This window comes from Streptomyces sp. CNH189, assembly GCF_000527195.1.
In genome coordinates, this window is sequence record NZ_AZUS01000003.1 from 20,737 (window position 1) to 41,996 (window position 21,260).

The window sequence follows — 21,260 nt, forward strand, 5'->3', positions numbered from 1 at the left end:
CGGCCGCGGCGGCGGTGCCGGCTTGGCTGACGGCGGGGCGCGAGCGGGCCGAGGCCTGCCGGGCGGGGCTGCTCGACGGCCCGGCGGCGCGCATCCCCGTCCTCAGCCCGCTGCTCCCGGCGATCGTCGCCACGGCCGCGTACTGGAGCCGGCCCGGGCACCGTCCGGCGCGGCTGGTGCACGACCGGCAGAACCTGCTGACGGCCGAGCGCATCGCCTGGACCGAGGACACCGCCCGGCACTCCGGTGTCGCACTGCGGGAGGTGCGGCTGGTCGTCGCGCGGGACGATCCACGGGTGCGGCTGGCGGACTTCCCCGCCGGGATCGCCCGTAAGGCGGCCGGCGACGCACTGCGCGGCGTCGGCGACCCGCGGCTCGTCCCGCTGTCGCGCCCCTACGTGGACCCGGCGTCGGTGTGGGGGGGGACGCCCGCAGCGCGGCCGTGCCGGCCCTCGGCGCCCCCGACTCCCCGGCGCGTGCGGCCGGTTGAGCGCGAGGCCGCGCACATCGACGTGCGTCCGGACTGAACGCGGCGGGTCCCGGGTCCGTATGGACGGGGGGCACTCGGCTCGGAGGAGGCCCCGCGGTGCGCGCACCGCGTGTCGAGGTTCTGGAGCCATGCATGAGGCACGCACGACGACGGGTGGTCCGGCGAGTGACACGGCTGGCGGCCGTCGGCGGACTCCTGCTGGGCGCCACGATGGTCACGCAGGCCGTGGCCGGCGAGCCGGGCACGCCCGACGCCGTCCCGTTCTCCACCGCCGCCCCCACCGACAAGGCTGCGGGGCCGGGCGCTGCTCTGGTCCAGCGGCTGGGCACGTCCCGTACGGCGGGCAGCTGGATCGGCCCGGACGGCCGGACGGTGGTCGCGGTCACCGACGCGGAGGCGGCGGCCGAGGTGCGGGCGGCGGGCGTCGAGCCGAAGATGGTGCGCCACAGCATGGACGACTTCGACTCCGCCACGAGGACGCTGAGTTCGGCGCCGCGCGTCCCCGGCACGGCCTGGCTCAAGGACTACCGGACCAACCAGGTGGTGGTGCGCGGCGACACCACGGTGTCCGCGGACGACTGGTCGGCGCTGACCGACGTCGCGGACGGCATCGGGGACTTCGTGCGGATGGAGCGGGTCGGGGGCGCCTTCAGCACCCGCCTCAACGGGGCCCTGCCGATCCTGTCGACGGCCGGGCGCTGTTCGGCCGGGTTCAACGTGACCGACGGGGAGAAGGACTTCATCCTCACGGCCGGTCACTGCGGCCCGGAGGGGTCGGTGTGGTTCGCCGACAACGGGGGCCGGCAGGCGGTCGGCACGACCGTCGGGCTCAGTTTCCCGGGGGACGACTACTCGCTGATCGCTTACGCCGGCGGCAAGGCGGGGGCCGACCCCGGTGTGGTCGCGGTGGGCGGCGGCAAGGGTGTGCGGATCACCGGGGTGGCCGACCCGACCGTGGGGCAGCGGATCTTCCGCAGCGGCAGCACCAGCGGGCTGCGCGACGGGGAGGTGACCGCGCTCGACGTGACGGTGAACTACCCGGAGGGCACGGTCGGCGGGCTGATCGAGTCGGACGTGTGCGCGGAGCCGGGCGACAGCGGCGGGCCGATGTTCTCGGAGGGTGTCGCGCTCGGCGTCACGTCCGGTGGCAGCGGCGACTGCCGCGCGGGCGGTACGACGTACTTCCAGCCGCTGACGAAGGCGCTGACCGACCTGGACGTGCGGCTGATCGTGGCGCCCCAGGAGGGCGGGGGCGCGGCGGACCCCTCCCCGGCGCCGTCGCAGGCGCAGGGGGCGGCGGCGCCGGGCTCCGCCTCGCCGGGGTCGTCGGCCCCGGTGCGTGGCATCCTGCCGGATCCGTCGACGCTGCTCTCGCGGCTGGCCGACCCGCGGAACGTGGGTCCGGGGCTGCTGGTGATGGGCGGGAGCCTGGTCGCGCTGGTGGCGTCCCGCTGGATCAGGGCCGAGCAGGACCGCAAGGCCTACCGGCGGCAGTACTCGGCGATGTGGGGCTGAGAGAGGGGAGATGTGGGGCTGAGAGAGGGGAAGGGCACCCGTGCGCTCACGGGTGCCCCGTCGTGCTGCCGAGGGCGGTCAGGCCGCCGTGGCCGCCTGCGGGTGGGCCGAGGCCCACTCCTCGACCAGGCGCTGGTACTCCTCGCGCTGTTCGACGCTGAGTGTCCCGCCCGACCGGAGCCACAGAGCCCGGATCTCCTCGTTGACCTCGGCAGCCGATCGCTCGGAGGAAGGTTCAACACTGGTGGACATACCGTGAAGCATACGGCCCCGGAGGTGAAGACGCTGTGAGTAATCGCACGCGCATCGGGTATTTCGGACAGTGTTGCTGATCACGTCCATCTGGCAAGCAACGTGGGCGAGTTCACACCCGACGCGCCGCGTGGCGCCCGGCCGCGGGCCGGGCGCCGGGAGCCGTCAGGTGCCCGGCTTGCGGCCGTACACGTAGACGTCGTCGCCCTTCTTCAGCAGCGACCAGTACTTCATGGCGGCGGTCTTGGTCATGTTGACGCAGCCGTGCGAGCCGGGCGGGTTCCACATGCTGACACCCACGGAGTGGAAGGCCTGCCCGCCGTCGAAGAACTGGCTGTACGGCATCGGCACGTCGTAGATGGTCGAGACGTGGTTCTTGTTCCGCCAGTAGACCTTCTCCAGGCCGGTGCGGGTCTCGTACCCGTTGCGTCCGGTGCGGACCGGCACGGGGCCGTAGACGAGCTTCTTGCCGTCCTGGATCCAGCTGAGCTGGAGGGTCAGGTTGACGCAGGCGATGCGCCCCTTGTTGGTGGGGCACTTGCCGGCCTTGTTCGGGTTCTTGCCGACCGCCTTCTGCTTGTTCATCAGATTCATGACACCCCAGGTCACGGGGCCCGCGTAGCCGATGTTCGGCCTGATGCCGTGCTTGTTCTGGAAGGCCCGGACCGCCTTGCAGTCGGCGGCGGACTGCTTGCCGTCGACCGGGCGGCCGAGGAACTTCTCGACCTGCTTCTGGTACGGCCCCGCCGAGGTGGTGCAGCTCGCGGCCTGGGCCGGTGACGCCCCGAGCACGAGCGTGAGCGGGGCCACCAGTGCGGTGACCCCCAGGGCGACGACACCCCGTCTACGTATGTCCCCCATGGTCCGTTTCGCCTTTCCCGCGAAGGTGTGCGCTGGCCGCGCACTCTGCCAGGTAGACGGCTTGGGAGGAAATTCGGTTGTACGCGCAACCGGACCGTTATGTCCGTCACTCCGGGCGCTTCGCTGTGAGGCGCCTCACGCCGTACGACCCGCTGTGCGGGGCCCGTCACCTCCCGGTGTGGTCCACGGCCCGGTGGAAGCCGTGGTTGACGGCCGTGACGCCGCCGTCGACGACCAGGGTGGTGCCGGTGATCCAGGAGGCGTCACGGGAGGCGAGGAACGTGACGGCGGCCGCGATGTCCTCCGGCTCGCCGACCCGGCCCAGGGGGTAGAGCTTCGAGATCGCCGCCATGTCGTCGTCCCGGCCCGCCCAGGCGCGGGTACGGACCGTCCCGGGCGCCACGAGGTTGACCCGGACGCCCCGGGGGCCGGCGTGCCCGGCGAGGGTGCGGGTGAGGGAGATCAGGCCCGCCTTGGCGGCGCTGTAGGCGTGGTTGCCGAAGTCCTGCAGCCCGTTGACCGAGCCGACGGTGACGATCGCGCCCCGGCCGGACGCCTCCAGGTGTGCCAGGGCGGCGCGGCAGCACCGGTACGCGCCGGTGAGGGTGACGTCCAGGTCCGCGGCCCACTCCTCCTCCGGCTCGTCCTCGAAGCGGGGCGCGTCCGGGGTGCAGTGCGCGGCGTTGTTCACCAGTACGTCGAGCGAGCCGAAGCGGCGGACGGCGTGGGCCACGGCCGCCTCGACGGACGCCCGGTCGGACACGTCGCAGGCGACGGCCTCCACCGTCAGCCCGCGTCCGCGCAGCTCCGCCGCCGTGTGCTCCCCCGCTTCCGGGTCGGCGTCCGCGACCAGGACGCCCGCTCCCTCCTCGGCGAACCGCGCGGCGGTGGCGGCGCCGATGCCGCGTGCCGCCCCGGTGATGAGCACCCCGTACCCCGCGAAGCGTCCTGTGTCCGTCGTCATGAGGTGAAGGTAGCGGCTCGGACGGTCACCACGGCAAGCCCTTCGCGCACCGCCCGGCCCGGGGGACTCAGCGATAGCCAGTGACGTCCGCCGGCCGGCCCGGGTCCTGCACCTCCACCAGGTAGCGCCAGGCGTCGGGGCGGCTGCCGTCGAGGTCGGTGAAACCGTACTCCCGGGCGAGACCGCCGCTGGAGAGGGAGGTGCCGTTCAAGCGGGCCACGTCCGGGTCGGCGGCGAGCGCGGCGACGGCGCGGCCCACGTAGCGCGGCGTCTCGGAGATGGCGAAGTGCGGCACCTGCTCCAGCGCGTCGCGCCAGTTGTCCTCCCGCACCCCGAAGTGGTCGAGCATGATCTCCGAGCGCAGCCAGCCCGGGGTGAGGGCGACGGCCGTCGCGCCGCGCGGGCCGAGTTCGTGGCCGAGGGCGAACGCCATGCGCAGCACCGACGACTTGGCCAGGTCGTAGAAGAACGACACCCGGTAGTGGTCGCGGTTGTACTCGGCGGTGCCGTCGGTGACCTCGACGACCAGTCCGCCGGGGCGGCGCAGCAGCAGCGGCAGGGCGTGGTGGCTGGTGATCGCGTGGGTCTCCACCGCGAGGCGCAGCAGCCGCAACCCCTTGTCGAGGTCGTGCTCCCAGACGGGGGCGTCCCATGCGAAGAGCGTCTCGCCGCCCCAGATGTCGTTGACGAGGACGTCCAGTTGGCCCTGTTCGGCGGCGATCCGGTCGACGAGCGCCTTCACCCGCGCCGGTTCCAGGTGGTCGGTGGGTACGGCGATGCCCCGGCCGCCGGCCTCGGTGACCAGGTCGGCGGTGTCCTCGATCGTCTCGGGGCGGTCGTACTCCGAGCGGCGGGCGCGGGTGCTGCGGCCCGTGACGTACACCGTGGCGCCCGCCGCGCCGAGTTCCACGGCGATGCCCCGTCCGGCTCCCCGGGTCGCCCCGGCCACCAGCGCTACTTTGTCCCGCAACGGCTGTGTCATGTGTTCCCGGCCTTCCGTTCCCTCGTCCCGTCCGTCGACGACGAGCCTGACGGGTAAGCCGGACATCCTCTGTCTCCTTTTCGGCGAGGATCACCCGGGGCGTCGGCGGGTTCACCCGGACGCGCCCGCACGGCCGGTGCTGGGAGCGGACGCGCGCCGACACGACGTGCGCCCGGACGCCGGTGCGTCCGGGCGCGTGGTGTGAGGGGGCGTGTCGTCCGGGCGCGTGGCGTCCGGGCGGTGGCGGCCGGACGGCGGTGTGCCCGGTCAGTGGCCGCGGGCGATCCACTCCTCCAGGTGCGGCGCCTCGGCGCCGATGGTGGTCGGATCGCCGTGGCCGGTGAGGACCTTCGTCTCGGGCGGCAGGGGCAGCAGCCGGTCCCGGATCGAGTCGATGATCGTCGGGAAGTGCGAGAAGGAGCGGCCGGTGGCGCCCGGGCCGCCCTGGAAGAGGGTGTCGCCCGTGAACACGGCCGCGAGCCCCGGGTCGTACAGGCAGACCGCGCCGGGGGCGTGGCCCGGGGTGTGCAGCACGGTGAGGTCGGCGCCGCCGGCCTCGATCACCTGCTCGTCGGCGAGCCAGGCGTCGGGGTCACGGTTCGGGTGGGTCTGCTTCCACAGCTGCAGGTCGTCGGGGTGCAGCCAGATCATGGCGCCGGTGCGGTCGGCGAGGGCGGGGGCGGCGTCGATGTGGTCGTTGTGGGCGTGGGTGCACACGATGGCGGTCAGGCGCCGGTCGCCCACCGCCTCGGCGATGGCGTCGGCGTCGTGGGCCGCGTCGATGACGACGGCCTCGTGGTCGTCGCCCACGATCCAGACGTTGTTGTCGACGTCCCAGGTGCCGCCGTCGAGGGTGAACTGGCCGGAGGTGACGAGTCGTTCGATGCGGGCGGTCATCACAGCACCACCACCGAACGCAGCACGTCGCCGCGGTGCATCCGCTCGAACGCCTTCTCCACCTCGTCCAGGGCGATGGTCTCGGTGACGAACGCGCCGAGGTCCAGGCGGCCCTGGAGGTGCAGGTCGATCAGCATCGGGAAGTCCCGGGAGGGCAGACAGTCGCCGTACCAGGAGGACTTGAGGGCGCCGCCGCGGCCGAAGACGTCGAGCAGCGGCAGTTCGATCTTCATCTCGGGGGTGGGTACGCCGACCAGGACGACCGTGCCGGCCAGGTCACGGGCGTAGAAGGCCTGCCGGTAGGTCTCGGGGCGGCCGACTGCCTCAATGACGACGTCGGCGCCGAACCCGCCGGTGAGTTCCCTGATCGCCTCCACCGGGTCCGTCCGGCGGGAGTTGACGGTGTGGGTGGCGCCCATGGAGCGCGCGGTCTCCAGTTTGCGGTCGTCGATGTCGACGGCGATGATCTTCGCCGCGCCGGCCAGCCGGGAGCCGGCGATCGCCGCGTCCCCGACGCCGCCGCAGCCGATGACGGCGACCGAGTCGCCGCGGCCCACGTTGCCGGTGTTGATCGCGGCGCCGATGCCGGCCATCACGCCGCAGCCGAGCAGCCCGGCCACCTCCGGCGCGACGGCGGGGTCGACCTTGGTGCACTGTCCTGCGGCGACCAGGGTCTTCTCGGCGAAGGCGCCGATGCCCAGCGCCGGGGAGAGCTCGGTGCCGTCGGTGAGGGTCATCTTCTGCTTGGCGTTGTGCGTGTCGAAGCAGTACCAGGGGCGTCCGCGCAGACAGGCGCGGCAGGTGCCGCACACCGCGCGCCAGTTGAGGATCACGAAGTCCCCGGGCGCCACGTCGGTGACGTCGTCACCCACCGACTCGACGACGCCCGCCGCCTCGTGGCCGAGAAGGAAGGGGAAGTCGTCGTTGATGCCGCCCTGTTTGTAGTGCAGGTCCGTGTGGCACACCCCGCAGGCCTGGACGCGCACGACCGCCTCGCCGGGTCCCGGGTCGGGTACGACGATCGTCTCGATCCGTACCGGCTCGTCCTTGCCGGGTGCGATCACGCCGCGTACTTCCTGGGCCATGGTGCTGACTCCTTAGTCGGCCGGGTCCGTCTCCCCCGTCGTCTCCCGACCCTACGCGGGAATGATCGGCTCCGCCGCCCACCGTGCGGGGCGGCCGCCCGGCCCACGTAGCCTGAACATCCGTCCGACGCCGAGGGGGCCACGTGAGCATCGCAGGGGAACAGACCGGCCGGCCGGCCTGGCGACTGCTTCTCGGGTACGTACGGCCGCACCGGTGGGCGTTGCTGGGCGGCGCCGCGCTGTCCCTGGTGACCGGTGCGACGGGGCTGGTGCTGCCGCTGGTGGCCCGGGAGCTGATCGACGACCTCGCCCACGACCGTGCCGTGACCGGTGCGCTGCTGCTGATGTCGGCCCTGGTGATCGCCAACGCGGTGCTGGGCGCGGTGGGTTCCTACGTGCTGCGGCGCACGGCGGAGTCGGTGGTGCTCGGGGCGCGGCGCAGGCTGTCGTCGTATCTGCTGCGGCTGCGCATCGCCGCCGTGGACCGCGCCGAGCCGGGCGACCTGATGGCCCGCGTCACCTCCGACACCACGCTGCTGCGCGAGGTGACCACCGATTCGCTGATCGGTCTGGGCACCGGCGGCCTCACCCTGGTCGCCACCGTGGTGCTGATGGGCTTCGTGGACCCGGTGCTGCTGGCGGTCACCCTCGGCGTGATCGCGCTGGCGGGCACGATGCTCGGGGTGATCGTGCCCCGGATCCAGCGGGCGTCCCGCCAGGCGCAGGACGCGGTGGGCGTGATCGGGGCCTCGCTGGAGCGGGTGCTGGGCGCGCTGCGCACGGTGAAGGCGTCGGGTGCCGAGCCACGGGAGGAGCGGACCCTGCACGAGGCCGCGCGCGAGTCGTGGCGGATGAGCGTGCGGGCGGCCAAGTGGTCGGCGGCGGCGGGCAACACGGCGGGGCTGGCGATGCAGCTGGCGTTCATCACGGTGCTCGCGGTGGGCGGCGCGCGGGTGGCGACGGGGGCCATCGACATCGGGACTCTGGTGGCGTTCCTGCTGTTCGTGTTCTATCTGATGGCGCCGATCTCGCAGGTCGTCGGCGCGGTCACGCAGTACCAGGCGGGCAGCGCCGCGCTCGCCCGGATCCAGGAGGCGCTGCGGCTGCCCGCCGAACCGGACGCCCGCCCGGCGGAGTTGCCCACGCCCGGTGCCGCCCCGGCCGCCGTCGCCTTCGAGGACGTGCGGTTCCGCTACGCCGACGACCTGCCGTACGTCCACCACCGGGTGACGTTCACCGTGCCCGCGCAGGGGCTCACCGCGTTCGTCGGGCCGTCCGGCGCGGGCAAGACCACGGTGTTCTCCCTCATCGAGCGGTTCTACGACCCCGAGTCGGGCGTGATCACCGTCGACGGGCGGAACCTGGCGGACTGGGACCTGCCGGAGCTGCGGGCCGCCATCGGGTACGTGGAGCAGGACGCGCCGGTGCTGTCGGGTTCCCTGCGGGACAACCTGCTGCTGGGCAACCCTGGGGCGGACGACGCCGCGCTGACGCGGGTGCTGAAGACGACCCGCCTCGACGGCCTGGTCTCCCGGCTGCCGGACGGCCTCGACACCCTCGTCGGACATCGCGGCACCAAGCTGTCGGGCGGTGAGCGGCAGCGGGTCGCCATCGCCCGCGCCCTGCTGCGCCGGCCTCGTCTGCTGCTGCTCGACGAGGCGACCTCGCAGCTGGACGCGGTGAACGAGGCGGCGCTGCGGGACACCGTCGCCGACGTGGCCCGCACGACCACGGTGCTGGTGGTCGCGCACCGGCTGTCCACGGTGACGGCGGCCGACCGCATCGTGGTGATGGACGCGGGCCGCGTCCGCGCGGTCGGCACGCACCGTGAGCTGGTCGCCGCGGACCCCCTGTACGCGGAACTGGCCGCGACGCAGTTCCTGGCGACGGCGGGCTGACAACGGGGGCGGCCCCGTGACCGGCCGGTGGGGCTTGCCCGGGGTCGCGCGGCGGAGGACGCTCGTAGGAGAGGCCGTAGGGGCCCGCCGAAGTTCCGGGCCGCGGCCTCGGAGGAGGTGGGTCATCATGACGACCGCCGCACATCCTGCCTTCGGCACCGACACCCTGCGCCGCGGCATCGAGGCGGACACGCCGGCGATGCTGGCCTCGCTCTACGCGGACGACGCGGAGCTGCGCGTCGTGGACCACGTGAGCGGGCCGAGCCGGCCGAAGGTGCTGCACGGCAAGGACGAGATCGCCGCCATGCTGGACGACGTCTACAGCCGCGACATGACGCACGCGCTGGAGGCGTGCGTCGTGCAGGGCGACCACGCCGCGTACTGCGAGAGCTGCCGCTACCCGGACGGGGTGCGGGTGCTCTCGGAGTCGATGCTGACGCTGCGCGACGGGCAGATCACGGGGCAGGTGATGATCCAGGCGTGGGACGAGTGACATCGCGGGCGCTGGGTCCCGCCGGAAGGGTCACGTCTGCGTCGCGTCCGGCTCGGTGAGCGTCGCCCTCGTCGCGTCCACGAAGGACTCGACGAGTGGCGAGGGGCGCTCGCCGACCCAGGCGAGCGCCACCTCGCCGGGCGGTGCGTCGGTGACGGGCAGGTAGGCGATGTCGGGGCGCGGGAAGACCGCCGCGACCGACTCCGGCACGAACACCACACCGCTCCCGGCGCGGACGTACGCCAGGATCTCCTCCATGTCGTGCACGTCCGGCCCGCGCCGCCACGGTGTGCCGTCGGGCCGGGGGTCGGCGTTCCAGACGGCCGACCACGCGGGGGCGGCGCCCGCGTACCGCAGCAGCGGTTCGTCGGCGAGGTCGCGCAGCCCGACCGTGGCCTCGCCGGCCAGGGGATGACGGACGGGCAGCACCGCGCACAGCCGCTCCCGGTACAGCGGCAGCACGCGCAGCCGCCCGGAGTCGACGGGCGGGCGGACGAAGCCGACGTCGGCGGTGCCGTCGAGCAGGTCGGCCGCCTGGCTCCACCAGCGCAGCCGCACCAGTTCGATACGCACCTGCGGCCGGCGCGCGGAGAAGGCGTGCAGCGGCGCGGTGATGTCGGAACTCAGCATGAAGCCGACCTTCAGCACGCCCTCCCCCGCGGCGAACCGCCGGACGCGGTTCTGCGCGGCACGGGCGGCGGCCAGGAGCTCCCGCGAGTCGTGGAGGAACTGCTCGCCGGCGGGCGTGAGGGCGACCTCCCGGCTGCTGCGGTGGAACAGGACCACGCCGAGGTCGTGCTCCAGCTGCTGGATCTGCCGGGAGAGCGCGGGCTGGGTGACGTGCAGCGCCGCCGCGGCCTGACCGAAGTGCAGCCGTTCGGCGACCGCGACGAAGGACCGCAGCCTGCGCAGATCCAGATCCGTCTGTCCGCCGTCCATGGCTCCCTCTCCCCTGCTGCCTGCGCCGATGCACCGACGTCATCGTAGGCACCGAAGGAAGCATTGGACCTCCGGGAAACCGCAGGTCACGCTGGTTGGTGTACCGCGGGGGCACCGATCCTCCGCCCGCCTCCTCCCCGATCTCCTGGAGTGTTCGTCATGATGCGTGCCGCCGTCGCCGTCGGGGCCGACACCCCGCTCGCCCTGCAGGACCTGGAGATTCCCGAACCGGGTCCGGGCGAGGTGCTCGTCAAGGTCACCGCCTGCGGGGTCTGCTTCACCGACCTCAACCTGCTGCGCGGCCACTATCCGTTCGCCCGTTTCCCCGTCGTCCCGGGCCACGAGATCACCGGCGTGGTCACGGCCGTGGGACCCGGTGTCACCTTCCCCGAGGTCGGCACCGCCGTGGGCGGCCAGTTCCTGTACGACTCCTGCGGTCACTGCGACTACTGCGTGCGCGGCGACCAGATCCTCTGCCCGCGCAAGGTGATCACCGGCATCGTCGCGGACGGCGGTTACGCCCCGTACGTGCTGCTGAAGGCGGGCTTCGTCACGCCGCTGCCGCACGGGCTGGACCCGGTGGCCGCCGCGCCGCTGATGTGCGCCGGGCTGACCGCCTACAACGGGCTGCGCCAGGGCGGCATACGGGCCGGTGCCCGCGTCGCCGTCGTGGGCGCCGGGGGCGTGGGCGCGCTGGCGGTGCGGTACGCCGTCGCCATGGGGGCCCGGGTCGCCGTCGTCGGCCGGTCCCGGCACGGCGAGGACGCGGCGAAGGCGCTCGGCGCGGAACTGTTCGTCGCGGCCCAGGAGTCGGACCCGGCGCAGGCGCTCAAGGCGTGGGAGGGCGGCGCGGACCTGGTGCTGAACGCCTCCCCGTCCACCGAGGCGGCCACCGCCACGCTCGGCGGGCTCGCCCCGGACGGCACCCTGATGCTGTGCGGCTACGGCCCGGAGCCGCTGGTGCTGCCGACCCAGCCGATGATCCTCAACCGGCTGCGGGTGGGGGCGTCCCCGTCCGGCTCGCCGCACGACCTGCGCGACACCCTGGCCTTCTCGGCCGCGCACGACATCCTCCCCGACGTCACGCCGATCGGCCTGGACGAGGCCCCGGCCGTGCTGGACGCGATGAACGCGGGCACCTCCCGCGGCCGCAGCGTCATCGTCTTCTGACCCCGCTCCCCCGCCCCCCGCTTTCCCCAGGAGCACATCATGTCCGCTCACGTCATCCTGATCACCGGCGCCTCCAGCGGCTTCGGGGCGCTCACCGCCCGCGCCCTCGCGGACGCCGGGCACACCGTCTACGCCGGGATGCGGCACACCACCGGGCGCAACGCCCCGGCGGTCGCCGAGGCCCGCGCGTACGCGGAGGAGCACGAGGTCGACCTGCGCACCGTCGAACTCGACGTCTCCCGCCAGGAGTCGGTGGACGCGGCCGTCGCCTCGGTCACCGGGGAGGCGGGACGCGTCGACGTGGTCGTCCACAACGCCGGCCACATGGTGCTCGGCCCCGCCGAGTCCTTCACCCCCGAGCAGCTCGCCGAGATCTACGACACCAACGTGCTGTCCACGCAGCGGGTCAACCGGGCGGTGCTGCCGCTCATGCGGGAGCGCCGGGACGGTCTGCTGGTGTGGGTCGGCTCCACCAGCACCTACGGCGGCACGCCGCCGTACCTCGCCCCGTACTTCGGCGCCAAGGCGGCGATGGACCACCTGGCGAAGAGCTACGCCGTGGAGCTGTCCCGGTTCGGCATCGACACCTCGATCGTCGTGCCCGGTTCGTTCACCTCCGGCACCAACCACTTCGCGCACGCGATGCGTCCCGAGGACACGGCGACGGCCGAGGCGTACGACGAGTTGTACGAAGGGCTGATGGACGACGTCGGCAACCGGCTGGCCGCGCTGTCGCCGCCGGACGCGGACGCGGGCGAGGTCGCCCGCACGATCGTGGCGGTGGTCGACGCGCCGAAGGGCGAGCGCCCCTTCCGGGTGACCGTCGACCCCGCCGACGACGGTTCGGAGAGGGTCGGCGAGGTGGCCGACCGGATCCGTGCCGAGTTCTACGACCGCATCGGCTTCACCGATCTCCTGACCACCCGGACACCCGCCGACGGCTGACCCGGGGCTGGTATGACTGGGTGCATGCACGCAGACACCGCCCGGTCGGCCATCGACACGTTCATCTCGGCGTTCAACGCCTCCGACGACGCCTACGTCACCTCGCTGCTGTCCCAGGCGCTCACCTCGGACGTGGTCTTCTGGGGTCCGCTGGGCCGCAGCGAGGGCATCGAGGCGGTGGAGCGCTTCGTGCTGGACATCCGGCGGCACCCGGCCGGGTCCGGCACGATGGTCCGCTGCTCGGGGGTGGACATGCCCGACGAGTGGGCCCGGTACCGGTGGGTGTTCACGACCCCCGACAACGGGCCACGGCTGGCCGGGACGGATGTCGTCCATCTGCGGCGGGGGCTGATCGACCAGATGATCATCTTCGCGGGAGACATCGCACCGACCGGCTGACCCGCCGTCAGCGAGCCGGTGAGCGGCGGGCCGGACGAGTCGGGCGGCGTGGGTAGGTCCGGTGCGCGGGTAGGTCCGGTGCCGGCAGATCGGGCGGGTCGGGCGGCGCAGCAGGTCGGGCGGCTGGTTCCGGTCCCCAGGCACGCGGGCGGCCCGCCGGCGCGGGCGGGTCCGGCGCGCGGGCACGCCCCGTGGCGGCGGATCAGGCGACGCCGGCAGGCCGACCGGCACGAGCAGGTCCGGTGCCATGCGAGACGGCCGGCTACGACCGGTCCGCGGGTGCGGGCGGGGCTTCCGGCGCGGGCAAGCCCGGCGGTACCGGCGGTACCGGCGGTACCGGCGGTACCGGCGGGTGCAGGATCGCCAGGAGCTGGCGGACCAGTTCGTCCACCACCTCGTCGAGGGTCGCCTCGACCCACCCCGCGTTCCAGTCGTGCAGCAGCCCGTTGACACTGCCGATGAACCCGGTCGCGGCGAGCCGGTGGTCGCGGGGCGGCGCCTCACCGCGGGCGACGGCGGCCTCCGCCTCGGCGCAGATGAGGTCGACCCAGCGGGCACGGCGGGCCAGCCGCTGCTCCTCCAGGCGCGGGCTCACCCCGATGATCTCCACGAAGGCGATGCGGATGCGGCGCGGGTCGCGGGTGACGTCGGCGGCGTAGGCGCGGAAGATCGCCGCGGCGCGCTCCGCGATCGGCGCTCCGGCCGCCTCGGCGGCCGCGGTCAGGACCGCCGTCTCCGCCCAGTCGTTGACCTGGAGGTGCAGTGCGGCGAGGACGTCCTCCAAGGTACGGAACTCCTCGTAGAACTGACGGGTCGACAGCCCCGCGGCCTCGCTGAGGGCGGCGACCGTGGTGGACCGGTACCCGGGTCCGCCGCCGAAGAGTTCGAGGGCCGCGTCCAGGAAGCGCCGGCGCCGCTCGGCCTTCCGCTCCTCGGCGGACTTCCCGGCGTACCGGCCGCTCGGTGCGCCCAGTCTGCCCGCCATCGGACCTCCCCTCCTCGCCTCCGCAATTTTGTCGTGTCCGCGGTCTTGTGGAGAGGGGCGGCCCTTACCTACTTTTCAGTAAGTTCATTCTGAAAGCACGCCTGTTCAGATTCCCCTTCCGTAATTGGCATGTCCCGCTCATAGCGCCCCCACCCGCAGAGGAGACCCCGCCATGCCGATCCGCAGCAGACACCTGTGCACCCTCGCCGCCGCCCTCGCCCTGACCGTCACCGCCCCCGCCGGCGTCGCGAGCGCCGCCGGCCAGGCGCCCTCCGCGGACCTGCGGGAGGTGCTGTTCGTGGGCAACAACTGGGACGGCACCGCCGACGTCATCGAGTCGGGCGGTGACTTCGGACGGATCGGCCGGATCGACGTCGTCCCCGACAAGGCGCAGCGGATGGCGGAGATCAACGCCAACCCGATCCGCTGGATCTACTTCATGGCCATCCGTAACAGTGTCGGTGAGGGGCACGACCAGTTCGTCGACGACATGTACTCCACCCCGGACGGCACCGCGGTGGTGGTCTCCCGGCCCAGCTTCGCCGACGTCGTCTCGCTCGACCTGGCCACCGGACAGGTCAACTGGCGTTTCGCCGTGTCCGGTTACCGGGCCGACCACATGGCCGTGTCGCCCGACGGCACCCGGGTCGCCGTCTCGGCGTCGACGTCCAACACGGTGCACGTCCTCGACATCACGACCGGCGAGCAGGTCGGCTCGTTCAAGACGGGCGACAAGCCGCACGAGAACGTCTTCAGCCGCGACGGCCGCCACATCTGGAACATGTCCATCGGTGAGGTGAACACCGACCTGGACGCACCCTGGCTGGACTGGACGAAGGGCGACCGCAAGATCACGGTCGCCGACGCTCGGACGTTCCAGCAGGTCAAGGTCATCGACATGCGGGACCGGCTGAACGCGGCCGGTTTCAAGGACCACTCCGACGCCGTCCGCCCGGCGGCCTTCTCCCCCGACGAGTCGAAGCTGTACTTCCAGGTGTCGTTCTTCAACGGCTTCTTCGAGTACGACGTCGCCGCCGACCGGATCACCCGTGTCAAGACGCTGCCGAAGAACCCGGCGACCGGTGAGGACCGCACCACCTGGGTCAACGACTCGCGCCACCACGGCATCACGATGAAGCCCGACGGCGCGAAGCTGTGCGTGGCGGGCACGATGGACGACTACGCGACCGTGGTCGACCGCGACACCTTCGAGCACGGCCCGCTCGTCCCGGTCTCCAAGCCGTACTGGGCGACCGTGAGCGGTGACGGGGAGTCCTGCGTGGTCTCCGAGAGCGGCGCCGACCAGGTCACCGCGATCGACTTCGCGACGGGCGAGAAGACCGTGTCGGTCCCCGTCGGCGACCACCCGCAGCGGGTCCGGCTCGGCCATGTGCGGGAGGGCTGGACCGCCCCCTCCGGCGGCTGATCCGGCCCGGCGCGGCGGGTGGGCGGCGCACGTCAACCGCCCACCCGCCGCACCACGTTGAGCAGGTACTCCCTGCGGTTCAGCGGGTTGTGGTCGGTGCGCGGGCGGTGCGGCACCGGGCCGTGCGTGACGGGCGCGTAGTGCCCGAATTGGGTCTCCAGCTCGCCCTCGCCCCGCGTCAGCCCCGGCAGCCGCTGCTCCAGCTCCCGCACCCGGGCCGCCGGCACCGTGCCGTCCAGCACACCGAGCGCGCCCCGGGTGGCGGTGCTCCCCGGCACGGCGCCCAGTCCGCCGAGGACCGGCAGCAGGGCGCCCAGGGTGTCCGCCGGGGCCTCGATCCGGAAGCGGTGCACGGGCTCGTGCACCACGGTGCCGGCCCGTCGCAGCGCGTCCATCAGCACCAGCGGGGTGAGGCCGCGGAAGTCGGCGCCGGTGCTCGACATGCTCTTGTCGAAACGCTGGTGGGCATGGCTCTGGCGGGGCCAGTACCCGCAGTGCGTCATGGTGACCGCGCAGTCGGTGACCTGCCAGCCGTGCGGCCCCTGCCCGAGCGTGGCCCGCACGGTGTCCTCCACCGCCTTGAAGAAGGCGTAGGGCATGGCGCCCAGCTCGACCTCCAGCCGGAAGTCCGTGCCGGAGCCGGGCGGCGCGGGGTCGACCCGCAGCCCGACCGTGGCGATGAACGGGTTGCCGTCCTGCTTGATGAACTCGGCTGCCTCCCCCGGCCCGGCGAGCCGCTCCACGCACAGCGGGGTGGTGCCACGGAAGGTGACGTCGAGCCCGTACTCCTCGGCGAGGGTGGCCTGGACGACCTCCTTCTGGACCTCGCCGTAGAGCGACACGGAGGTCTCGCGCCGCCGTTCGTCGTGGCGCAGCCCGATCAGCGGGTCCTGTTCGGCGAGCTGGGCGAGCGCGAGGTGCAGCCGGCCCGGGTCGACGCCGTCCCCGGGCACCACGACGGTCTCCAGGGTGGGCGGAGCGAAGAAGTGTCCGTGCTCTTTTGCGGGTTCGCCGATCGCGTCGCCGACGCGGACGTCCGTCAGGCCCCACAGCCGGGCGATCCTGCCCGCCTCCACGGCGTCCGCGCGGGTGTCGGTGCCGCGGTCGAAGACGCTGACCCCGGTGACCCGGCCCTCCGTGGTGTCCCCGGCGCCGAACGGGACGCGGTCACGGGCGCGGAGCGTCCCGGAGAACAGGCGCGCGTAGGCGATCTTCTCCCCCGCGGGTCCCCGCTCCACCTTGAACACCGTCCCGGAGACCGGCCCTTCGGGATCGCCGCCCGCCGGAGGCAGCAGCTCCCGGACGCCGGTCAGCAGCGCGTCGACACCCGCGCCGGTGGCGGCGGAGCCGAAGTGGACCGGGTGGACGAGGGCCTGCCGGGTCTGCGTGACGAGGGCGTGCCGAAGCCGGTCCTGGGTGAGCGTGCCGTCCACGTAGGCGGCGAGCAGGCCGTCGTCGTGCTCGGTGAGCGCGTCGAGGGCGGCCGACCGGACACCGGGGACGAAGCGGGCCCGCGGGGTGCCGAGCCCTTCGGTGGTACCCACGGGCGCGAGCGCGGGGGTCAGGCGCGCCGCCATCTCGCGGAGCAGCTCCGCCTCGCGTGCCCCGCGCCGGTCGATCTTGTTGACGAAGATCAGGGTGGGCAGGGACAGTCGGCGCAGGATGCGCATCAGCACCCGGGTCTGCGCCTGGACGCCCTCGACGGCGGAGAGCACCAGCACGGCGCCGTCCAACACGCCGAGCACCCGCTCCACCTCGGCGACGAAGTCCGGGTGGCCGGGGGTGTCCAGCAGGTTGACGGTGATGTCGTCGAGCGGGAACGAGACGACGGCCGACTTGATGGTGATGCCGCGCCGGCGCTCCAGCGCGAGGGTGTCGGTGGTGGTGCTGCCGTCGTCGACGCTGCCCACCTCGTCGATCACGCCGGCGGTGTGCAGCAGCCGCTCGGTCAGGCTGGTCTTACCGGCGTCGACATGGGCGAGGATTCCCAGATTGAGCACGTGCACGAAGTGTCATGTCCTTCGGAGAGAGGGGTGTTCCTTCCTGGGGGGACATGAACGCTCCTCGCACTGCTGCTCCTCGGTTCCCGGCTGCGGTTCCCGAGCAGTTGACCAGACGGGCACGGGCGGCACAACGGATTAATGCTCAACAAAAAGCCCCGTCCCGACTCTCGCCCCGTCACGAACGTCCCCCTTAGAGTGACGCGCATCACGTCCGGTGACCGACCGGTATCCCTCGCACGCTTCTGGGAGGGCACATGACCCGTATCTCGGTGAAGGTGGACGGCACGACGTACGAGGACGAGGTGGAGCCCCGGCTGCTGCTGGTCCACCATCTGCGCGACCGGCTGGGCCTGACGGGGACGCCCGTCGGCTGCGACACCTCCAACTGCGGGGCCTGTACCGTCGATCTGGACGGGGTGAGCGTCAAGAGCTGCTCGGTCCTGGCGGTGCAGGCCGACGGGTGCACGGTGACGACCGTGCAGGGCCTGAACACCGACGGCGAGTGGACCGGCCTGCAGCGGGCCTTCCACGAGCGGCACGCGCTGCAGTGCGGCTACTGCACCCCCGGCATGCTGATGGCGGCCCGCGACCTGCTGAAGGAGAACCCGCGGCCGACGGCCGACGAGGTGCGGCACGCCCTGGAAGGCAACCTGTGCCGCTGCACCGGCTACCAGAACATCGTGCGCGCGGTGCTGGCCGCCGCCTCCGACGAGGAGGTGCGGGCATGACCGAGGGCGCCGTCGAAGCCGAGGTGGGCCGGGCGCGGCTGCGCAAGGAGGACGCCCGGCTGCTCACGGGCCAGACGAACTGGACCGACAACATCCAGGCCGCCGGGATGCTGCATCTGGCGATCCTGCGCAGCCCCATGGCACACGCGCGCATCGAGCGCGTCGACGTCTCCCACGCCCGGCAACGCCCGGGCGTGGTGGCCGCGCTCACGGGAAGCGACCTCGCGGAGGGGATGGGGTCGCTGCCGTGCGCGTGGCCGGTGACCGAGGACATGGTGCACCCCGACCACCCGCCGCTCGCCGTGGACGAGGTGCGGCACGCCGGCGACCCGGTGGCGGTCGTGGTGGCCCGCGACCGCTACGCGGCGGCGGACGCGCTGGAGGCCGTCGAGGTCGAGTACGAGCCGCTGCCGGCGGTGCTCGACCTGGAGGCCGCGCTCGCCGACGACGCGCCGCTGGTGCACGCCGGCAAGGGCACCAACCGCTGCTACGACTGGCCGCTCAGGGCCGGTGAGGACTTCGCGGCGGTCCGGGAACGCGCCGAGGTGGTCGTCAAGCGCCGTTACCATCAGCAGCGGCTGATCCCCAACGCGATGGAACCGCGCGCGGTGGTGGTCACCCCGCTCGCCGCGTCCGGCGAGTACACGGTGTACTCGGCCACACAGATCCCGCACATCCTGCGGGTGATGCTCGCCATGGTCACCGGCATACCCGAGCACAAACTGCGGGTGGTCGCCCCCGACGTGGGCGGCGGCTTCGGCTCCAAGCTCCAGGTGTACGGCGAGGAGGCGATCGCCCTTGCGGTCGCGCGGCGCCTCGGCCGCCCCGTGAAGTGGACCGAGTCCCGCTCCGAGGGCTACCTGGCCACCCACCACGGCCGCGGCATGATCCAGGACGTCGAGATCGCCGCCGACCGGGACGGCAGGCTGCGCGGCCTGAAGGTGGACCTGCTCGCCGACATGGGCGCCTACCTGATGCTGGTCACCCCGGGCGTGCCGATCCTCGGCGCCTTCATGTACCCGGCGATCTACAAGATGGACTCCTACGAGTTCCACTGCACCGGCGTCTTCACCACCCGCACCCCCACCGACGCCTACCGCGGCGCGGGACGCCCGGAGGCGACGTACGCCATCGAGCGGATCATGGACGAGCTGGCCGCCGAACTCGGCATGGACCCGGTCGAGTTGCGGCGCAGGAACTGGATCCGGCACGAGGAGTTCCCGTACGACTCGATCGCGGGGCTCACCTACGACAGCGGCAACTACGAGGCGGCCACCGACAAGGCGCTCGAGCTGTTCGGGTACGACGAGCTGCGCGAGGAGCAGCGCAAGCGCAACGAACGCGGGGACACCGTACGGCTCGGCATCGGGGTGTCGACGTACACCGAGATGTGCGGGCTCGCGCCGAGCCGGGTGCTGCGGGACCTGCGGTACGCGGCGGGCGGCTGGGAGGCGGCGAGCATCCGCATGCTGCCCACCGGCAAGGTCGAGGTGGTCACCGGCACCAGCCCGCACGGGCAGGGGCATGTGACGTCCTGGAGCCAGATCGCGGCGGACGTCCTGGGCGTGCCGTTCGAGGACGTCGAGGTGGTGCACGGCGACACCCGGGCAGCCCCGCAGGGCATGGACACCTACGGCTCGCGCTCGCTGGTGGTGGGCGGCGCGGCGGTGCACCACGCGGCCCGCAAGGTCGTCGACAAGGCGCGGAAGATCGCCGCGCATCTGCTGGAGGCGAGCGAGCGGGACCTGGAGTTCACCGGAGGGGTGTTCTTGGTGAAGGGCTCGCCGGAGGCGCGGAAGTCCATCCAGGAGGTGGCGTTCGAGGCGTTCACCTCGCACGACCTGCCCGACGGCATGGAACCCACGATCAACGCCGAGCACGTCCTCGACCCGGAGAACTTCTCCTATCCTCACGGCACCCATCTGTGCGCCGTGGAGGTGGACACCGAGACGGGGATGACCCGCATCCGCTCCTACGTGTGCGTCGACGACGTGGGCCGCGTGGTCAACCCGATGATCGTCGAGGGCCAGGTGCACGGCGGGCTCGCGCAGGGCATCGCCCAGGCGCTGTACGAGGAGGCCGTGTACGACGAGGACGGCAACCTGCTGTCCGGCACGATGGCCGACTATCTGGTGCCGTCGGCCGTGGACCTGCCGGACTTCGTGACGGACCGGACGGAGACACCCGCCGACTCGAACCCACTGGGCGTCAAGGGCGTCGGCGAGGCGGGGACGATCGCCTCCACCCCGGCGGTGGTCGGGGCGATCGTGGACGCGCTCAGGCCGCTGGGCGTGACCGACGTGACCATGCCGTGCACCCCGGAGCGGGTGTGGCGGGCGATCCACGGCGGCGAGGAGGACCCGGCATGATTCCCCCGGCATTCGACTACGTCCGCCCGCACACCGTCGAGGAGGCGGTACGGGCCCTCGCCGACGGCGGCGAGGACGCGAAGGTGCTGGCCGGCGGGCAGAGCCTGCTGCCGCTGATGCGGTTGCGGATGGCGTTCCCGCAGCTGCTGGTCGACACCGGCCGCGTCCCCGGGCTGCGCGGCAGCCGCATGGAGGGCGACACGCTCGTCGTCGGCGCGATGACCACCCACCACGACGTACTGCACGACGCGCTGGTGCGCCGGCACGCCGGCCTGCTGGCCGCCGCCACGGCGACGGTCGCGGACCCCGCCGTACGGCACCGGGGCACGCTCGGCGGGTCGCTCGCGCACGCCGACCCGGCCGCCGACCTGCCGGCCGTCGTCCTGGCGCTGGAGGGCGAGCTGGTCGCGGTGGGGCCGCGCGGGCGGCGCACGATCCGCGCCCGCGACTTCTTCACCGACTACCTGGAGACCGCGCTGGCGCCGGACGAGCTGCTGGTGGAGGTGCGGCTGCCGTCCACCGACGGCTGGGGCTTCCACTACGAGAAGTTCCAGCGGGTGGCGCAGGCGTACGCGATCGTCGGCGTGGCCGCGCTGGTGCGGCGGGAGAACGGGAGCATCGCCGAGGCGCGGGTGGGGCTGACCCACATGGGCTCGACCCCGCTGCGCGCCCCGGCGGCCGAGGAGGCGCTGGCGGGCGCGGGTGACGCCACGGCCGTGAAGCGGGCGGCCGGTGAGGCGGCCACCGGCACCCGGCCGTCCCGGGACACCTCGGCCTCCCCCGAGTACCGGGCGCATCTGGCGCGGGTGCTGACCAGGCGGGCGGTGCTCGCCGCCGCCGGATTGGGGTGAGGGGCCCA

20 protein-coding genes are annotated in these 21,260 nt (G+C 73.0%); 11 read left to right on the top strand and 9 right to left on the bottom strand.

Annotated features, from left to right (window positions below; all coding sequences use genetic code 11):
* The first annotated feature begins 14 nt into the window (after positions 1–14).
* Both B100_RS33685 and B100_RS0105305 read left to right on the top strand, forming a co-directional pair.
* Positions 15–527: a hypothetical protein gene (locus B100_RS33685; RefSeq protein WP_024883400.1), complete on the top strand. Its 513-nt coding sequence runs from the start codon at positions 15–17 to the stop codon at positions 525–527.
* 95 nt (positions 528–622) lie between these two features.
* Complete coding sequence (locus B100_RS0105305) at positions 623–2,005, top strand: alpha-lytic protease prodomain-containing protein (protein ID WP_037722459.1); 1,383 nt, start codon at positions 623–625, stop codon at positions 2,003–2,005.
* 78 nt (positions 2,006–2,083) lie between these two features.
* Here B100_RS0105305 and B100_RS0105310 read toward each other — a convergent pair whose 3' ends face one another.
* The 6 genes from B100_RS0105310 to B100_RS0105335 all read right to left on the bottom strand — a co-directional run bounded on the left by B100_RS0105310 (position 2,084) and on the right by B100_RS0105335 (position 7,046).
* On the bottom strand, positions 2,084–2,269 hold the full coding sequence (locus B100_RS0105310) for a hypothetical protein (RefSeq protein WP_024883402.1): 186 nt from the start codon (positions 2,267–2,269) through the stop codon (positions 2,084–2,086).
* 153 nt (positions 2,270–2,422) lie between these two features.
* Entirely contained in the window at positions 2,423–3,118 is a 696-nt protein-coding gene (locus B100_RS0105315) for a L,D-transpeptidase family protein (protein WP_024883403.1), read from the bottom strand.
* A gap of 166 nt (positions 3,119–3,284) precedes the next feature.
* Positions 3,285–4,082, bottom strand: a complete 798-nt coding sequence (locus tag B100_RS0105320) for an SDR family oxidoreductase (protein ID WP_024883404.1) — start codon at positions 4,080–4,082, stop codon at positions 3,285–3,287.
* Positions 4,083–4,149: 67 nt separating this feature from the next.
* The gene (locus B100_RS0105325; RefSeq protein WP_024883405.1) at positions 4,150–5,064 is read right to left on the bottom strand and encodes an SDR family oxidoreductase; all 915 of its coding nucleotides are present in this window, start codon (positions 5,062–5,064) and stop codon (positions 4,150–4,152) included.
* 267 nt (positions 5,065–5,331) lie between these two features.
* A complete protein-coding gene (locus tag B100_RS0105330) occupies positions 5,332–5,961 on the bottom strand; it encodes an MBL fold metallo-hydrolase (protein WP_024883406.1) in 630 nt (209 codons plus the stop codon).
* Positions 5,961–7,046 carry an S-(hydroxymethyl)mycothiol dehydrogenase gene (locus B100_RS0105335; protein ID WP_024883407.1) on the bottom strand — a complete coding sequence of 362 codons (1,086 nt, stop codon included), beginning with the start codon at positions 7,044–7,046 and terminating at the stop codon, positions 5,961–5,963. Before B100_RS0105335 ends, B100_RS0105330 begins: the two co-directional genes overlap by 1 nt.
* A 143-nt stretch (positions 7,047–7,189) precedes the next feature.
* Here B100_RS0105335 and B100_RS0105340 point away from each other — a divergent pair, with 143 nt between their 5' ends.
* Both B100_RS0105340 and B100_RS0105345 read left to right on the top strand, forming a co-directional pair.
* A complete protein-coding gene (locus tag B100_RS0105340; protein WP_024883408.1) occupies positions 7,190–8,944 on the top strand; it encodes an ABC transporter ATP-binding protein in 1,755 nt (584 codons plus the stop codon).
* 127 nt (positions 8,945–9,071) lie between these two features.
* A complete protein-coding gene (locus B100_RS0105345) occupies positions 9,072–9,437 on the top strand; it encodes a nuclear transport factor 2 family protein (RefSeq protein ID WP_024883409.1) in 366 nt (121 codons plus the stop codon).
* Positions 9,438–9,467: 30 nt separating this feature from the next.
* On the opposite strand, the gene B100_RS0105350 is transcribed toward B100_RS0105345, so the two are convergent.
* Positions 9,468–10,376 (bottom strand): LysR family transcriptional regulator, encoded by a 909-nt coding sequence (locus B100_RS0105350; protein ID WP_024883410.1) that lies wholly within the window; start codon positions 10,374–10,376, stop codon positions 9,468–9,470.
* Positions 10,377–10,535: 159 nt separating this feature from the next.
* Between B100_RS0105350 and B100_RS0105355 the strand changes: the two genes are divergently transcribed.
* Genes B100_RS0105355 through B100_RS0105365 form a run of 3 tightly spaced genes read left to right on the top strand, consistent with a single transcriptional unit; the run spans position 10,536 to position 12,890 of the window.
* Positions 10,536–11,546: an alcohol dehydrogenase catalytic domain-containing protein gene (locus B100_RS0105355; protein ID WP_486585588.1), complete on the top strand. Its 1,011-nt coding sequence runs from the start codon at positions 10,536–10,538 to the stop codon at positions 11,544–11,546.
* 39 nt (positions 11,547–11,585) lie between these two features.
* Positions 11,586–12,491 carry an SDR family oxidoreductase gene (locus B100_RS0105360; protein WP_024883412.1) on the top strand — a complete coding sequence of 302 codons (906 nt, stop codon included), beginning with the start codon at positions 11,586–11,588 and terminating at the stop codon, positions 12,489–12,491.
* A 24-nt stretch (positions 12,492–12,515) separates the two neighbouring features.
* Positions 12,516–12,890, top strand: coding sequence for a nuclear transport factor 2 family protein (locus B100_RS0105365; protein WP_024883413.1), 375 nt, complete (start codon positions 12,516–12,518; stop codon positions 12,888–12,890).
* A gap of 262 nt (positions 12,891–13,152) precedes the next feature.
* Here B100_RS0105365 and B100_RS0105370 read toward each other — a convergent pair whose 3' ends face one another.
* Positions 13,153–13,875, bottom strand: a complete 723-nt coding sequence (locus B100_RS0105370; RefSeq protein ID WP_024883414.1) for a TetR family transcriptional regulator — start codon at positions 13,873–13,875, stop codon at positions 13,153–13,155.
* 172 nt (positions 13,876–14,047) lie between these two features.
* Between B100_RS0105370 and B100_RS0105375 the strand changes: the two genes are divergently transcribed.
* Positions 14,048–15,301 (top strand): PQQ-binding-like beta-propeller repeat protein, encoded by a 1,254-nt coding sequence (locus B100_RS0105375; protein WP_024883415.1) that lies wholly within the window; start codon positions 14,048–14,050, stop codon positions 15,299–15,301.
* 32 nt (positions 15,302–15,333) lie between these two features.
* On the opposite strand, the gene B100_RS0105380 is transcribed toward B100_RS0105375, so the two are convergent.
* Entirely contained in the window at positions 15,334–17,307 is a 1,974-nt protein-coding gene (locus B100_RS0105380; RefSeq protein ID WP_024883416.1) for an elongation factor G, read from the bottom strand.
* Positions 17,308–17,558: 251 nt separating this feature from the next.
* Here B100_RS0105380 and B100_RS0105385 point away from each other — a divergent pair, with 251 nt between their 5' ends.
* From B100_RS0105385 to B100_RS0105395, 3 genes are read left to right on the top strand one after another with little or no spacing between them, the layout of a single operon-like run.
* On the top strand, positions 17,559–18,032 hold the full coding sequence (locus B100_RS0105385; protein WP_024883417.1) for a (2Fe-2S)-binding protein: 474 nt from the start codon (positions 17,559–17,561) through the stop codon (positions 18,030–18,032).
* Positions 18,029–20,401 carry a xanthine dehydrogenase family protein molybdopterin-binding subunit gene (locus B100_RS0105390; protein WP_024883418.1) on the top strand — a complete coding sequence of 791 codons (2,373 nt, stop codon included), beginning with the start codon at positions 18,029–18,031 and terminating at the stop codon, positions 20,399–20,401. The genes B100_RS0105385 and B100_RS0105390 overlap by 4 nt, the downstream gene beginning before the upstream one ends.
* Complete coding sequence (locus tag B100_RS0105395; RefSeq protein ID WP_024883419.1) at positions 20,398–21,252, top strand: FAD binding domain-containing protein; 855 nt, start codon at positions 20,398–20,400, stop codon at positions 21,250–21,252. Before B100_RS0105390 ends, B100_RS0105395 begins: the two co-directional genes overlap by 4 nt.
* Positions 21,253–21,260: the final 8 nt, after the last annotated feature.